The sequence below is a fragment of the Herbaspirillum sp. C7C8 genome (assembly GCF_022627875.1).
Taxonomy (GTDB): domain Bacteria; phylum Pseudomonadota; class Gammaproteobacteria; order Burkholderiales; family Burkholderiaceae_D; genus Herbaspirillum.
Genome location: NZ_JABXGG010000036.1, coordinates 1 through 14,622, shown reverse-complemented (window position 1 = coordinate 14,622; position 14,622 = coordinate 1). Strand labels below are relative to the sequence as shown.

14 protein-coding genes are annotated in these 14,622 nt (G+C 64.7%); 5 read left to right on the top strand and 9 right to left on the bottom strand.

The genetic code is table 11. The annotated features are described in order from the left end of the window. Positions 1-58: 58 nt before the first annotated feature. The 8 genes from HWE01_RS22360 to HWE01_RS22325 all read right to left on the bottom strand — a co-directional run bounded on the left by HWE01_RS22360 (position 59) and on the right by HWE01_RS22325 (position 7,466). Positions 59-907 (bottom strand): anti-sigma factor family protein, encoded by an 849-nt coding sequence (locus HWE01_RS22360; RefSeq protein WP_008329587.1) that lies wholly within the window; start codon positions 905-907, stop codon positions 59-61. Next, positions 904-1,461, bottom strand: a complete 558-nt coding sequence (locus HWE01_RS22355; RefSeq protein WP_241822923.1) for an RNA polymerase sigma factor — start codon at positions 1,459-1,461, stop codon at positions 904-906. Before HWE01_RS22355 ends, HWE01_RS22360 begins: the two co-directional genes overlap by 4 nt. Before the next feature lie 18 nt (positions 1,462-1,479). Then, complete coding sequence (locus HWE01_RS22350) at positions 1,480-1,851, bottom strand: COG4315 family predicted lipoprotein (RefSeq protein ID WP_008329589.1); 372 nt, start codon at positions 1,849-1,851, stop codon at positions 1,480-1,482. Between the two features lie 104 nt (positions 1,852-1,955). After that, positions 1,956-2,402 (bottom strand): group I truncated hemoglobin, encoded by a 447-nt coding sequence (locus tag HWE01_RS22345; RefSeq protein ID WP_008329590.1) that lies wholly within the window; start codon positions 2,400-2,402, stop codon positions 1,956-1,958. A gap of 16 nt (positions 2,403-2,418) precedes the next feature. Next, positions 2,419-3,438: a DUF3034 family protein gene (locus HWE01_RS22340; RefSeq protein WP_241822922.1), complete on the bottom strand. Its 1,020-nt coding sequence runs from the start codon at positions 3,436-3,438 to the stop codon at positions 2,419-2,421. Between the two features lie 57 nt (positions 3,439-3,495). Next, positions 3,496-5,886: a putative bifunctional diguanylate cyclase/phosphodiesterase gene (locus HWE01_RS22335; RefSeq protein ID WP_008329595.1), complete on the bottom strand. Its 2,391-nt coding sequence runs from the start codon at positions 5,884-5,886 to the stop codon at positions 3,496-3,498. Positions 5,887-5,944: 58 nt separating this feature from the next. Further along, positions 5,945-6,556 (bottom strand): methylamine utilization protein, encoded by a 612-nt coding sequence (locus tag HWE01_RS22330; protein ID WP_237713549.1) that lies wholly within the window; start codon positions 6,554-6,556, stop codon positions 5,945-5,947. 295 nt (positions 6,557-6,851) lie between these two features. Beyond that, on the bottom strand, positions 6,852-7,466 hold the full coding sequence (locus HWE01_RS22325; RefSeq protein WP_034350422.1) for a TetR/AcrR family transcriptional regulator: 615 nt from the start codon (positions 7,464-7,466) through the stop codon (positions 6,852-6,854). A 262-nt stretch (positions 7,467-7,728) separates the two neighbouring features. Between HWE01_RS22325 and HWE01_RS22320 the strand changes: the two genes are divergently transcribed. The 3 genes from HWE01_RS22320 (at position 7,729) to HWE01_RS22310 (ending at position 12,223) form a co-directional block, all read left to right on the top strand. Further along, a complete protein-coding gene (locus HWE01_RS22320; RefSeq protein WP_008329616.1) occupies positions 7,729-9,228 on the top strand; it encodes an efflux transporter outer membrane subunit in 1,500 nt (499 codons plus the stop codon). Positions 9,229-9,371: 143 nt separating this feature from the next. Continuing rightward, complete coding sequence (locus HWE01_RS22315) at positions 9,372-10,604, top strand: HlyD family secretion protein (RefSeq protein WP_241822921.1); 1,233 nt, start codon at positions 9,372-9,374, stop codon at positions 10,602-10,604. A gap of 50 nt (positions 10,605-10,654) precedes the next feature. Further along, positions 10,655-12,223: a DHA2 family efflux MFS transporter permease subunit gene (locus tag HWE01_RS22310; protein WP_008329620.1), complete on the top strand. Its 1,569-nt coding sequence runs from the start codon at positions 10,655-10,657 to the stop codon at positions 12,221-12,223. A 17-nt stretch (positions 12,224-12,240) separates the two neighbouring features. Here the strand turns inward: HWE01_RS22310 and HWE01_RS22305 are convergent, their stop codons facing one another. Further along, on the bottom strand, positions 12,241-13,158 hold the full coding sequence (locus tag HWE01_RS22305; protein WP_008329622.1) for a LysR family transcriptional regulator: 918 nt from the start codon (positions 13,156-13,158) through the stop codon (positions 12,241-12,243). Positions 13,159-13,270: 112 nt separating this feature from the next. Between HWE01_RS22305 and HWE01_RS22300 the strand changes: the two genes are divergently transcribed. After that, positions 13,271-14,260 (top strand): aldo/keto reductase, encoded by a 990-nt coding sequence (locus tag HWE01_RS22300; RefSeq protein ID WP_241822920.1) that lies wholly within the window; start codon positions 13,271-13,273, stop codon positions 14,258-14,260. A gap of 45 nt (positions 14,261-14,305) precedes the next feature. Then, positions 14,306-14,622 (top strand): Gfo/Idh/MocA family protein (locus tag HWE01_RS22295; RefSeq protein WP_241822919.1); only part of this gene is annotated, 317 nt, incomplete at its 3' end.

The window sequence follows — 14,622 nt, the reverse complement described above, 5'->3', positions numbered from 1 at the left end:
TGACCCACTCGCGCCTTGCACTTCATCCCAAACGGGACTCGCTCGCACTCACGCCTATTTATGAAATGGGTTCTAGTTGCTCATAGACCGAACCGGCAATGCGGGACAGTTCCGCGCGGGCGATGCTGCCCGAGAGCGCATAACCGAACTGGCCATCGATCCAGTAGAAGACATTGACCTTGCCTTCCTGAGCGAAACGGAAACCGGTCTCCCGGTTCTGTACCTGGTCGTGCGAGACATACAGGGTCAGCCGCTGGCCGGCCGCATCCTGGTACATGAACTGCGCCACCGGACCGCTCTGGCCCGGCAGCAGGCGGCCACCGATGAGGTCATAACCGAGCGGGGCCAGCTTGGGAGCGCGTACATTCGCCCCCAGCCGCCGCGAGAGCCAGGTCACCAACGCCTGCTCCTGATCGGCGCCGACTTCCACCGGTCGGCGCAGGTCGGCACTGAAGACGGTATGCGCCACCGCCGCCTGACGTGCCAGCATCACGGGCGCTGCCGCCAGGCTGGTGCGGGCAGCACCGCCCGGGGCGAGGTCATGCGCCAGCCAGCCACCGGCAGCCCCGGCCAGGGTCAACAACAGCATGGCCGCATAAGACCACCAGCGAGGGGCGTTGGCGGCACCTGCGGCGCCCTCATTGTCTTGGTCACGCCGCCGATGCGGCTCCCCGGCGCCGGCCAGCACGGCCGCCGCCAGGCGCGGTGGCAACGCTTCTTCCAGGACCGGGTCGTAATGGGCATGCAGGGCGCGATTCTGGGCCCGCCAGGCGCGCACGCGATGCAGATCCTCGGCGTGTACCGGGTCCTGTTCCAGCCAGGTGGCCATCTCGGCGGCACGGGCGGCGCTCAACTGGCCGTCGGTATAGGCGTGCAGGTCTTCTTCGGAAAGTGCCGGGGTCTTCATTTCACCACCTTCAGGGTCGCGCCGGCTTCACCTTGGCCGCCGGCGCCCTCCATCCATTGCCGCAGCCGCTCGCGGGCACGCGACAGGCGAGACATCACGGTCCCGGTCGGAATGCCCAGCGTGGCGGCGACGTCTTCATAACGCATTTCTTCCAGCACCACCAGCAGCAGGACTTCGCGCTGTTCGGCGGGAAGCCGTTGCAGGGCGGCTTCCAGGTCCAGGGCCAGACCTTGCTCGGCCGAGGACGCCGGTAACGCCGCCTCGGCGGCCTGCTCCAGCTCCACCGTGACCAGCGCCGGCTGGCGGCGCTGGTCGGCGTGCAGGTTGTGCATGATGGCAAACAGCCAGGGCCGCATGTCGCTGCCACGCTGCCAGCTGTCCAGCTTCTGCCAGGCACGCTCCAGCGTGTCCTGCACCAGGTCGTCGGCGCTGTCGCGCTGGCCCGTCAGCGCGCGGGCATAGCGGCGCAGGCGCGGCAGGCAGGCGAGCATGGCTTGCTCGTCGGCCTGTCGTTCCCGTTGCTGTCGCTGCAGCCTGGCGGTGCGTCCGAACATGGTGTGCGTCAGCCAGGATCAGGGCTTGACGATATGCCAGACGTCCTTGAAATTGTCACCAGTGCGGTCACCCGGCTTCTTGTCGGCTTCGTACAGGTACAGCGGCTTGCCCTGGTAGGCCAGTTGGGCGCTGCCGTCGTCGCGCGTGACGGTGGAATACGGTGCGGCAGCCATGCCCATGGGCGCCACCGGCGGCCACAGCTTGGCGCAGGGGCCGTTGCAGACGCTCTTGCCGCTGTTGGCAGTGTCCTTGTCGAAGGTGTAGACGGTCATGCCCTTGGCATCGACCAGGATGCCATCCATGGTCTTGACACCGGCGCTCTGGGCCGAGGCGGTGAAGGAAACCGAAGCGCAGGCCAGGGCCAGCAGGGAGGTTGCGAGCAGTCTCATGGTGTTTTTCCTTTTCGTGGTCGGGTTGCGCGGTGTGCCATACCCATGCCGACGTATACGGAAGGCGGCCCTGCTTTATTCCCGCCGCCAGGAAATATTTTTTGCTACCGCGTCACCGTCTCGCGCTGCATCGGCGCCAGCAGTGCCAGCAGTCGGTTCTGGGTACGCGAAGGGATGCCGTTCTTGTCCATCGACAATTGCAGATCCTCGACCAGGGCGTTGAAATCGGCATTGCTCAGTTTCAGGCCCTGGTGCACTTCGCGCATGGGGTCGCCGGTATAGACGCAGCCGCCACCGCTCAACTCACAGAACTGCTCCACCAGCTTTTCCTTCACGCGCTTGATGTTGGAATGGTCGAAAGTATGCCGGATGCGGGCATCGGCCAGCATGTTGTCCATGAAGTCCTGTACCACCCGCTCGATCACGGGCAGGCCGCCGAGGGCGCGGAACAGGCTGTCATCGGCAGTGGCCGGACTCTGGGCCTGCGCCAGGCCCAGGGTACAGGCCAGGGCCAGTACGGTGGCGGCCTGCTTCATTGCAAACTGGTTCATCGCTGCTCCCGTGGGCTCAGAAACCGGCCTGCAGCGACAGATAGACGCCGCGTTGCCGCTTGGGGTTGTAGACGGTGATGTCACCCAGCGCCACGTAGGCCAGGGTCATCGACAGGTTCTTGCTGGGGAACCAGGCCAGGAAGGCGTCGTAGTAATCCTTCTCATGGTCGGCGGCCAGGTTGCGCGGCTTCATGCGGTACTCCACCCCCAGCGCCAGCTTGCGGTTGAGCAGGTAAGCCGCCGAGAACTCGCCCATGGCCTGATAGCGATCATTGAGGTCGCCCCCGAAACCGAGCAGCCCCATCTGGTTGGCCTTGGTCAGCCGCAGCGTGCCATTGAGCAACAGGCTCTGCGCCAGCAGGATCTTGGTGGCCGACACGTAATAATCGATGCCGCTGTTGCTGGCCGCGCCCAGTTGCTTCACGCTGGTCACCGAGCCCAGTCCGCCGATGCCGTTGTTGTGCTTGAACATGGCGCCCACGGCAATCTGTGGCAGCCAGCGGTCCTGGTCGTAGACGGCGTCGCCGGCCAGCTTGACCTTGATGCCGACGATGTCCTGGGTGATCCGGAGATCGGCCAGCGGCGCCAGGCTGCCATAGAGCTCCTGCTTGGCCAGCGACAGTTCCACCCGGTCCCGCAGACCCACGGCCACGCCATAGGACTTGAGTGTGTAGTCCTGGGTGGCCAGGTAGGTGTAATGGGCGTTGGCGCCATAGCTGTCGCGGGTGCCATAGCCGGTGATGAGCGCCCACGGCGTGAGCCCGCCACCACCCGCACCCTCGACCTGGATCACGCCGCCGGTGGCGCTGAGCTTGCCCAGGTCGGGCATCCAGCGGGCGTTGTCCTGGGCGGCTGCCGACGCGGCCGTTGCCGCTCTCGCACCGTCGGTGGCAGCCGCGCTGCGCATGGCCTGCGCAGCCTTGCGCTGCTGGGCCTGCATCCAGGCCTCCCGCTGGGCATCACTGATCTGCGCCATGGCCGGCACGGCCAGCGTCACCAGCAATGCGAACATGCCACGTTTGGCAATTTTCTTCATACTGCCCCCTGCCCCCTCTTGGTGATGCTTTGCTGGCGCGGCCCCCTGCGCCATCGTTCATATCGCGACGTTTTCCGACTGATCCAGCGCCTCCGGCGCCCGCCATTGCGGCAACCACTCCAGGAAGCGCTCCACCGGCATCGGCTTGCCCATGAAATACCCTTGCCCCTGGTCGCAGCCCATCTGCCGCAGCAGGAACCAGACCTCTTCGCTTTCCACGCCTTCGGCCACCACCCGCAGGCCCAGGTTGTGCCCCAAGTCCACGGTGGAGCGCACGATCTTGGCATCGTCCTGGTCCTGCGCCATCTTCATGACGAAGGACTTGTCGATTTTCAGCTCATTGACCGGCAGACGCTTCAGGTAGGCCAGGGACGAATAGCCGGTGCCAAAGTCGTCGATGCTCAAGGCAAAGCCCATGTCCGCCAGCCGGTCCAGGGTGCCCTGGGCGCGGGCCGGGTCGTCCATGATGGCGCTTTCGGTGATCTCCAGGCACAGCGCGTCGGGTGTGAGGCGATGGCGTTCGAGGATGGCAGCAAAGGCGGCCGGCAGCTCCAGGTCCAGCAAGTCCCGCGTGGAAAGATTGACCGAAAACTTCAGACGCAGCCCCTGCGCGTGCAGGCGGGCCGACAGCTGCGCGACCTTTTCCATCATCCAGATGGTCAGCATGCGAATGAAACCGGTGGTCTCGGCAAAGGGAATGAAATTGTCCGGACCGATGAAGCCCTTCTCCGGATGCACCCAGCGCACCAGCGCCTCGCCGCCGACCACCGCACCGGTGGCCAGGTCCAGCTTGGGTTGCAGGTACAGCATGAATTCGTCGCGCTCCAGCGCGCGGCGCAGTTCGGACAGCAGCGAGAGGCTTTCCTGGCTGCTCTGGTCGATGGCCGGGTCATAGATCACCACGCCGCTGCCCTTGCGCTTGGCGGTGTACATGGCCACCTCCGCACGGCTGAGCAACACCTCGCTGCTTTCACCATGTGCGGGATAACCGGCCACGCCGATGCCGGCGCCCAGATCCACGGTCTGTTCCTGCAACGACAGCGGCTGTTCCAGCGCGCGCAGGATCTGCACGGCCTGGGCCAGCGCACCGTCCAGGTCCACCCCCGGCAGCAGGATGGCGAATTCATCCCCGCCCAGGCGCGCCACCTTGGCACCCGGATACTGCAATTGGGCGGCCAGGCGCACGGCCACCTGGCGCAGCAGGTCATCGCCGAAGCTGTGTCCCAGCACGTCATTGACCTGCTGGAAACGGTCCAGGTCCATCATGAGAATGTGGCAGTGGGTGCCGGGCTGCGCCTGCGCCTGGCTGATCGCCTCCCTGAGCAGGTCGGAGAATTGCACCCGGTTGGGCAAACCGGTCAGCTGGTCCTGATAGGCCAGACGGCTGATCTTGAGTTCACGGCTGGCGATTTCCGAGCGCATGGTTTCGAAGGCTGCGCCCAACCGGCCGATCTCGTCCTGGCGACGGATGTAGAGGCCTTCACCGTAATCGCCCTCGCCCAGCCGCTTGGCCACCGCCGCCAGGTCGCGCAGGGGACTGGTGATGCGACGCGCCATCACGGCACTGGCCACCGCCGCGCCCAGCACACCCAGCACGGTGATGCTGAGCAGGATCAGTTGCAGGCGCTGGTACGGCGCTACGGCCTCGCTGACCGAGCGCTGCAATACCGCCACCGCTTCCTGGCCATTGCTGGCGCGGGCCAGCGGCAGCACGCGCGCACGATACTGGTTGCCATCGATCTGCAGGTCGGTGGCCCCGGCCTGGTCCATCGGCTGGCGGCTGGCCTGTGTGGCCATCATCTGCGCCTGCGGCCCGGGCAGGGAAGAAACATCGGCCGTCCAGCCCGCATTGCCGCGCTGGCGTACCAGGATGGAGACCTGCAACTGCGACAGCGCGCGCATGTCGTTGACCAGACTGCGATCTACCGGGAAACCCATCACCACCCAGGCGATCGTGACCGGCGCCTTGATCGGAACGGCCACGATCTGGAACAGGCTGTCGCCAACCACCGCACTCTCGGCGGCGCCATTGCCGTTGCCGGCACGGCGCACCAGTTCGAGACTGCTGCGTTGCAGATCGGTATCGGGATAGTCGAGCGTGGAGGCACGGATGAGACCATCGGTCCCCACCAGCATGCCCATGGAAGCGCCGATGCGCGCACCGTGATTGGCCAGTACCGAGGCGATGGTGGCGCGGTCATCGGTGCCGATGGCCTGGCGGAAACCGAAATCCGAGGCCAGCAGTCGCGCACCCTGGGTCAGTTGCTGGGCGTTCTGATCCAGCAGACGCGTGAAGACACGCTCACCAACGACCAGCTCGTCGCTGATGGCACTGCGTGCATTGCGATCAATGGCGGTTCGGATCGCCACGAAGCCGGCCAGTTGCACCACCACGATGAGGATGATGAACAGCGCGACAATCTTGCTTTCCAGACGGTAAAGACGCACCCCTGCCCCGTTTTCTCTAGTCTAGTAATGTTTCTGTCGATGCGCCGGACGGCCCGCCCTACAGCGGTACCGCCTTGACATTGAGTTTGATGGTAGCGCGGCCCTCGCCCTGCACTTCCAGCGGCTGCGCTACCGCGGCCTGGTTCGGCCCCATGGTGAAATACCAGGCCTTGAGCGCATAGCGCCCATTGGCGATACCCTCCAGCCGCACCATGCCGCTGCGGTCACTGACGCCGAAATACGGCGTATTGACCACCTGAACATACGCCACCATCTCATCGTGGATATTGCAGCCCAACACCACGGTACCGGCCTTGTCGAACATCACCGGGCTGCCGGGCACGCCCGAATACAGCTTCAGTTCGAAGGTCTTGGCCGGCGAAAAGGAATACACATGATGCCGCACGTTGTCATGATTGGGAAACAGGATCGGTGTCCCCGTCTGCACCACCGTGACCAGCGGAATGAAGGTCTTGTTCTTCTGCTCGATCTCCACCTGGTGCGGCGCCTTGGCCGATGACCCGCCGCCAGCCGGTTCGGCATAGACCACGGCGTTGGGAACGGGCTGGCCGGCGCTGTCGAGCACCTGTACCGAGACGGCAGCCTGGGCCGCACAGGCCCACGTACCGGCCCACAACAGGAAGGCAGTCAGGAGGGGGGCGCGGCGCATGTTTTTTTTCTGCATATCGCTGTCACTGGAAAATTCGGGCAATGAAGGTCTCCGGCCAAGGACGCCGCCACAGCGCATCCCCCGGCATCACCTGCCCCTGCACTATACGGAAGCCCTGCGTGCTGCCTATCGGGAAGTTTCTGAATTGCCTGGCAACAACATCACGACATCCGCTTGCCGACCCTGCCAAGACAGGCTGCACGGAGTGCAGTCAGGATCTTCATGTTGAACATTATGCACGTGAATTCGCGTACTGGAGCCCCTCTGCCCTCCAGCGCCGCCGAAGTCAGCGCAGTCAGGTCCGTGCGGCGGTCAGGTAACCGATCACGGCCGGCAGGATTTCGGTGCGCACGCTGGCCGGCGAAACCCCGCCGTAACCGGTCAGGACCACGGCCTTGATGAGCGCCTTCATCATGCGCTGGACCACGAAGGTGGCCACATCCAGATCGGGCGGGGTGATGGTGGCCCGGTGCTTTTCCAGCACGCGGCGGATGGCCTCGAAGAAACCCTGGCGGATCTCCTGAGAGATCGGCAGATTGTAGGCCGGGAATTCCTCTTCGAGGATGCGATTGAGTTCCGGCTCCAGCAGGTGTGCCGCCACCAGTGCATTGATGAGCTTCTCGAAGTCGCCCGAGAGCGTGCCGGAGGCGTCGATGTGGGCCACCACATCCTCGAACAAGCTCAGCATGCGGGTACTGTGCCGCTCGCGCAGCGCGAAGATCAGCGCATCCTTGTTGGGGAAATACTGGTACAGCGAACCGACGCTTATACCGGCCGATTCGGCCACGAGATTGGTATTGGTCTTGGCATAGCCACGCTCGACCAGCACGCGCGACATGGCATCGAGGATGGTATCGACCATCGCCCGCGAACGCGCCTGGCGAGGTTCTTTTCTGGGTTGCAGTTTCATTGGCAGCTTTGGTAAGGAATTCGCCCGCCCCCGACGCGAATTCACAACGTGAGTGATTGTTCGTATATCGAAGTATAATACGAAAAATGAGTTTTTACTCGCCCGACCTGTGGATGGTACTCGTAAATCACTGCGAGCGCTTGCTGCGCCGTCTGCCTGGTCCGACGAGCCTGCGCGGGTGAGTGCCGGATGATTGGCACGGCACACCTCGCAAAACTCGAAAAACAACTCGTATCGCCAAATACTCTTCGTGGAGAATTCTATGCAACGCATCATCTCGCCCGCCTCCCGGCCGCGGGCGAAGGCGGCCAGCGCCCTGCTGGTGGCGCTGATCGGCGCCATCGGCCTGGCAGGCTGTGCCAGCTTCGAGGGCATCGGCAGCAACAAGCAGCTGGCCCGGGCAAGCGACTTCAGTACGGCGCGCAGCCTGTCCGATCCTAATCCCGGCGCCCCCGACGGGCAATGGCCGGGCAGTGACTGGGTACGTCAGTTTGGCGACGCCCAGCTCAACACCCTGATCGAGGAGGCCCTGGCCGCCAACCCCAGCCTGCAACAGGCGCGTGCACGCATCGGCGCGGCCGCCGCGCTGGCCGAGTCGCGCGGCGCCCCGCTGCTGCCGAACGTGGATGCGCAAGCCTCGGTCATCCGCAACCAGTTCTCCAGCACCTCGATCTATCCGTCGCCTTATGGCGGCAACTGGTTCAACGAGAAAAAGGCCGGCCTCAATGTCGGCTACGAGCTCGATCTCTGGAACAAGAACCAGGCCGCCCTGGAACAGGCCATTTCCAGCGAAAAAGCCGCCCAGGCCAGCGAGCAGGAAGCGCGCCTGGCGCTGACCGCCTCGATCGTCTCGGTCTACAGCCAGCTGGCGGCGCAATACGCCCTCCAGGATATCCTGCAACGCACCGTGCAACAGCGCAGCGCCCTGGAAAGCATCACCGCCGAGCGCGTCAAGACCGGTCTGGACAGCCAGATCGAACGCAACCAGTCGCGCGCCAGCAGTGCCGACGCCCGCGCCCAGCTGGAGCAAAGCGCCGGCCAGATCGTCCTGCTGCGCCAGCAGCTCGGCACCCTGAGCGGCAAGGGTCCGGACCGTGGCCTGCAACTGGCGCCGCCGTCGATGCAGAACCTGACCACGCCGGGCCTGCCGGCGGACCTGCCGCTGAACCTGCTGGGACGCCGCCCCGACATCGTCGCCGCGCGCTGGCAGGTGGAAGCCGCCAGCCGCGGCGTCGATGTCGCCAAGGCGCGCTTCTACCCGGACATCAACTTAAGCGCCATGATCGGCTTTGACAGCCTCATCGACAGCAACCCCTTCACCGCGGCCAGCAAGACCATCGCCTTCGGTCCGGCGCTCACGCTGCCAATCTTCGAGGGCGGCGCGCTGCGCGCCGGACTCAAGGGTGAATACGCCAACTACGAGCTGGCCGTGGCCACCTACAACAAGACCTTGAACGACGCCTATGCCGACGTGGCACGGCAGATCGCGGCGATCCACTCGATCGAGCGTCAGCTGCCGATCCGCCGCGAAGCCCTGCAGGCCGCCGAACGCGCCTACGACCTGGCGCGCGAACGCTATCGCCTGGGCCTGGTGTCGCAGCTGACGCTGCTGTCATCGGAAACCGGCGTCCTGGCCCAGCGCCAGTCACTGGTGGCCTTGCAAGCTCAGCGCCGCGACCAGCAGGTCGCACTCTACAAGGCCCTGGGCGGCGGTTTCGATGCCCAGCAGGCCGGACTGGCCGCAGGACCGCCCTCGCACTGAACCTGCGCACCTGAGCACGCAAGCCATTGAATTGAACCCAGCCCGCCACCGGCTTCTCCACCCTGCCTGCCGGTGACCGGGACGGCCCCGCCTTCGCGGCGGGGCTGATCGACCGACTACAAAGAGATAGAACGGAGTCCTCCATGAGTGACAGCACCACCCAACAAAACCCGCAAGCCAACGGCAATGGCAATGGCAATGGCAATGGCAAACGCAAGCGCCAGCTCATCCTGCTGACGCTGGCCTTGCTGCTCATTGCCGCTGCCTGCTTCCTGTACTGGTTCCTGCATGCGCGGTTTTATGAAGAGACCGATGACGCCTATGTCGGCGGCAACGTTGTCCAGATCTCCGCCCAGGTCGGCGGTACCGTCGTGGCCGTGAAGGCCGACGACACGCAGGTGGTCAAGGCCGGTCAGCAACTGGTGGCACTGGATGCAGCCGATACCAGGCTGGCGCTGGACCAGGCCGAGGCCGCACTGGCCCAGGCGGTGCGCCAGACGCGCCAGCTGTTCCTGAACAATGACACCCTGGCCGCCAACGTGGCCGCTGCCGACAGCAACCTGGCCCGTGCCCGCGAGGACCTGCAGCGCCGCCAGGCCGGCCTGTCCTCCGGTGCGGTCTCGCAGGAAGACGTCTCGCATGCCCGCGATGCCGTCAAGAGCGCCGTGGCCGCGCTGGACCAGGCGCGTGCCGCTGCTGCGGCCAACCGTGCCCTGACCGATCACACCAGCGTGACCGAGCACCCCAACGTGCTGCAGGCTGCCACCGCCGTGCGCAATGCCTACCTGAACTACGCCCGTGTCAACATCGTGGCGCCGGTCTCGGGCTACGTCTCCAAGCGCTCGGTGCAGGTCGGCCAGCGTATCGCCGCCGGCAACCCGCTCATGGCCATCGTACCGCTGGAGCAGATCTGGATCGACGCCAACTTCAAGGAAGGCCAGTTGCAGCACATCCGCATCGGCCAGCCGGTGGAAGTGATCGCCGATGTCTACGGTTCCGGCGTCAAGTACAAGGGCACCGTGATCGGTTTCTCGGCCGGGACCGGTGGTGCCTTCTCGCTGTTGCCGGCGCAGAACGCCACCGGCAACTGGATCAAGGTGGTGCAGCGCGTACCGGTGCGCATTGCGCTGGACCCGGAACAGGTGCGCGCGCATCCGCTGCGCATCGGCCTGTCCACGACCGCCACGGTAGACATCCATGGCGATGGCCGCGCGCTGGAAGCGGTGCCGACCGATTACCAGACCAAGGTCTATGACGATCTGGGCAAACAGGCCGATGCCATCGTCGAGCGCATCATCAGCGACAACGCCGGCGCACTGGCGCGGGCGCGCAAAGGCAAGGCCGCCGCCGCAGCGGTGGCGGTGCCGCACACCTGAGGCGATGCCGCTGTCCTCATCAGACCTCCACCGGACAATGATCAAGCCTTATGGCCACTACTCCCCCCAAACCCTACACGCCGCCGCCACCGCTGAGCGGCGCCAACCTGGTGCTGGGCACCCTGTCGGTGTCGCTGGCGGTGTTCATGAACGTGCTGGATTCCTCCATTGCCAACGTCGCCATCCCGACCATCTCGGGCAACCTGGGTGTGTCGATCGATGAAGGCACCTGGGTCATCACCTCGTTTGCCGCCGCCAATGCCATCTCGATTCCGCTGACCGGATGGCTCACGCAGCGCCTGGGCGCGGTGCGCCTGTTCGTGACTTCGGTGCTGCTGTTCGTGCTGGCCTCCTGGCTGTGCGGACTGGCGCCCACCCTTCCCATCCTGCTGGCCGCACGCGTGCTGCAGGGTCTGGTAGCCGGCCCCATGGTGCCGCTGTCGCAATCGCTGCTGCTGGGGGCCTACCCCAAATCGAAATCCTCCTTTGCGCTGGCACTGTGGGGCATGACGGCCGTGGTGGCGCCCGTGGCCGGGCCGGCACTGGGCGGCTGGATTACCGACAGCTACACCTGGCCGTGGATCTTCTACATCAACATCCCCGTGGGTCTGATCGCGGCCGGCATCACGCTGGCGATCTACCGCTCGCGCGAGACGCCGACCCACCACCTGCCCATCGACAAGATCGGCCTGGCACTGCTGGTGACCTGGGTCGCGGCCTTCCAGATCATGCTCGACAAGGGCAAGGACCTGGACTGGTTTGCCTCGCCCACCATCGTCACGCTGGGCATCATCGCGCTGGTCGCCTTTGCCTACTTCGTGGTGTGGGAGCTCAACAATGACCACCCGGTGGTGGACCTGCGTCTGTTTGGACGGCGCAACTTCGCCGGCGGCACCATCGCCATTTCCATCGGCTATGGCGTGTTCTTCGGCAACCTGGTGATCCTGCCGCAATGGCTGCAGCAATATCTGGGCTATCGCTCCATCGATTCGGGTCTGTCGACCGCTCCCATCGGCATCTTCGCGGTGATCCTGATGCCGCTGATCGGGCGCTTCCTGCCGCTGGTGGATGCCCGCAAGGTGGCCACGGCGTCCTTCATCGGCTTTGCCATCGTGTTCTGGTTGCGCTCGCGCTACAACCTGCAGGTAGACCAGATGACGGTGATCCTGCCCACGCTGCTGCAGGGGATTCCGACGGCGATGTTCTTCGTCCCGCTGACGGTGCTGCTGCTGTCCGGCCTGCCGCCGGAGCGCATCCCGGCCGCCGCCGGGCTGTCGTCCTTCGTGCGGGTATTCTGCGGTGCGGTCGGCACCTCGATCTCGACCACGGCCTGGAACAACCGCAGCATCATGCACCACGCCCAGTTGACCGAACATGCGACACCCTACAGTCCCTGGCTGCAGGAAAGCCTCAACAACCTCAGCAGCACCCTGGGGCTCAACGCCGAGCAGAGCGTGGGCATGCTGGAGCGGACCATCACCTTCCAGGCGGCCATGCTGGGCATCAATGACATCTTCTATGTCTCGGCCGTGATCTTCATCGTCATCATCCCGCTGATCTGGATCATCAAGCCATCCAAGGGCGGTGCCGGTGCCGCCGAAGCCTCGGCGGCGCACTGACGCGGCACCTGTGGCGGCTACCGCAGTCGTGACAGGCCGTTCTGCAACCGGATGATGTCGATCAGCTTGCGCAAGGCCGGATGCGCATGGCGCCGGCTGCTGTAGTACATGTGGAAAGGCTCGCTGGGGGCCGCCCATTCTTCCAGGATGGCTTCCAGCGAACCTTCGTCGATTTCCTTGCTGATCCTTCCCTCCAACAGATAGGCGATACCGACCCCGGCCTTGGCCGCCGCGATGGTGGCGGCGGTATTGTTGATCGTCACCAGGCCCGGCACGCGGATGCGCTGCCGATACCTTCCCTTGCCAAATTCCCACTGATAGCTGGAGTTGTCCCCCAGCAGCAATTGCAGGCAGGTGTGCTGCTGCAGATCCTCCAGCGTCAGGGGCCGTCCATGCCGATCCAGATACGCGGGCGAAGCCGCTGCCACCCAGCGATGCGCGCGGGTGAGCGGCGCAGTCACCATGCCTTCCGGCACGTAATGGCCATAGCGAATCCCGGCGTCATAGCCTTCGCTGACGATGTCGATGGGCTTGTCATCGACCACGATGGTGAGCTTGACCCGGGGGCATTGCCGCACGAACTCGGGAATGGCCGGTTCGATCAGCAGATGGGCCGCGTCCGCAAAGACGTTGATGCGCAACTCCCCCAGGCTGCCTTCTGCCGAGCTTTCCAGATGACCCAGCGCCCGGGCGATCTGTTCAAAGCCCTCCTCCAGTCGGGCGGCCAGTTCGCTACCCGCCGCCGTGGGCGAGATCGCACGACTGGAGCGGTACAGCAGCTGTGTGCAGAGCCGTTCCTCCAGCCGCTTCATGGCATGGCTGGTGGCCGAGGGGGTCAGCCCGAGCTGAATGGCGGCCGCCTTGAAACTGCCGGTCCGCAGGATGGTCACGAACACCCGCAGGTCGGAAAATTCGATATGGTCGAGGAGAGACATGGATGAATTGAAATCACTTCAGGAATGAATCTGGCTCATCTTAAACCAAGCGCCCTCGCGCGTGGTGCGCGGTATAAATACGGTTTTCAACATGCTCGCAAGGAGTACGCACATGAAATCAAGACGCTTTGGCCGCACCGGCGCAGAAGTCTCGGAAATCGGATTTGGTGCCTGGGCCATCGGTGGCTCCTGGGGCGATGTCTCGGCACAGGATGCCAAGGCCGCACTGCACGCGGCGCTGGATGCAGGCGTGACATTCATCGATACAGCCGACGTCTATGGCGATGGCCGCTCCGAGCAGCTCATCGCGCAGGTATTGAAGGAACGCGGCGGCGCACGTCCGTTCGTGGCCACCAAGGCCGGCCGCCGCCTCTCGCCGCATGTGGCCAGCGGCTACAACAACAAGGACAATCTCACCGCCTTCGTCGACCGTTCGCTCAAGAACCTGGAGGTGGATTGCCTGGACCTGGTGCAACTGCACTGCCCGCCCACCGAGGTGTATTACCAGCAGGAAGTGTTCGCCCATATGGATGAGCTGGTAGCGGCCGGCAAGATCGCTCATTACGGCGTCTCGGTGGAGAAGGTGGAAGAAGCCCTCAAGGCCATCGAATATCCGAACGTGAAATCGGTGCAGATCATCTTCAACATCTTCCGCCAGCGCCCCATCGGCCTGTTCCTGCAGGAAGCGCAGCGCCGCGACATCGCCGTGATCGCCCGCGTGCCGCTGGCCTCGGGCCTGCTGACCGGCAAGATGAATGCGCAGACCACCTTTGCTGCCGACGACCATCGGCAGTTCAACCGGCACGGCGAAGCCTTCGATGTCGGCGAGACCTTCTCGGGCGTGCCGTATGACGTCGCGCTGGCCGCCGTGGAGAAGATCCGTGCGTTGCTGCCGCCGGGTGTTCCCATGGCGCAATTCGCGCTGCGCTGGATCCTGATGGAAAGCGGCATCAGCACCGTCATCCCCGGTGCGCGCAACGTCGCGCAGGCGCAGTCCAACAGTGCTGCCAGCGACTTGCCGCCGCTGACCGACGAGGTGATGCAGGCATTGCGCGAACTCTATCTGCACGACATTGCAGCGCATGTCCATCAACGCTGGTAATCTGTGGCCCCTCCCCTCATGTCACCAATAACAAGCAAGGACACCATGACACCCATCCAGCTAGCCATCGCCGGCGTCGGCAAGATCGTTTATGACCAGCATGCTCCGGCCATTGCCGGCAATGCTGATTTCAAGCTGGTCGCCACGGCCAGTCGCAACCACGGCATCGAGGGCGTGACGGCCTACAAGAGCATGGCCGAGATGCTGGCCTCGGGCACGGCCATCGAAGCCATCTCCCTGTGCATGCCGCCGCAGTACCGCTATGAAGCCGCACGCGAAGCGCTGGGGGCAGGCAAGCACGTCTTCCTGGAAAAGCCGCCCGGCGCCACGCTCTCCGAAGTCGAGTCGCTGAAGCACCTGGC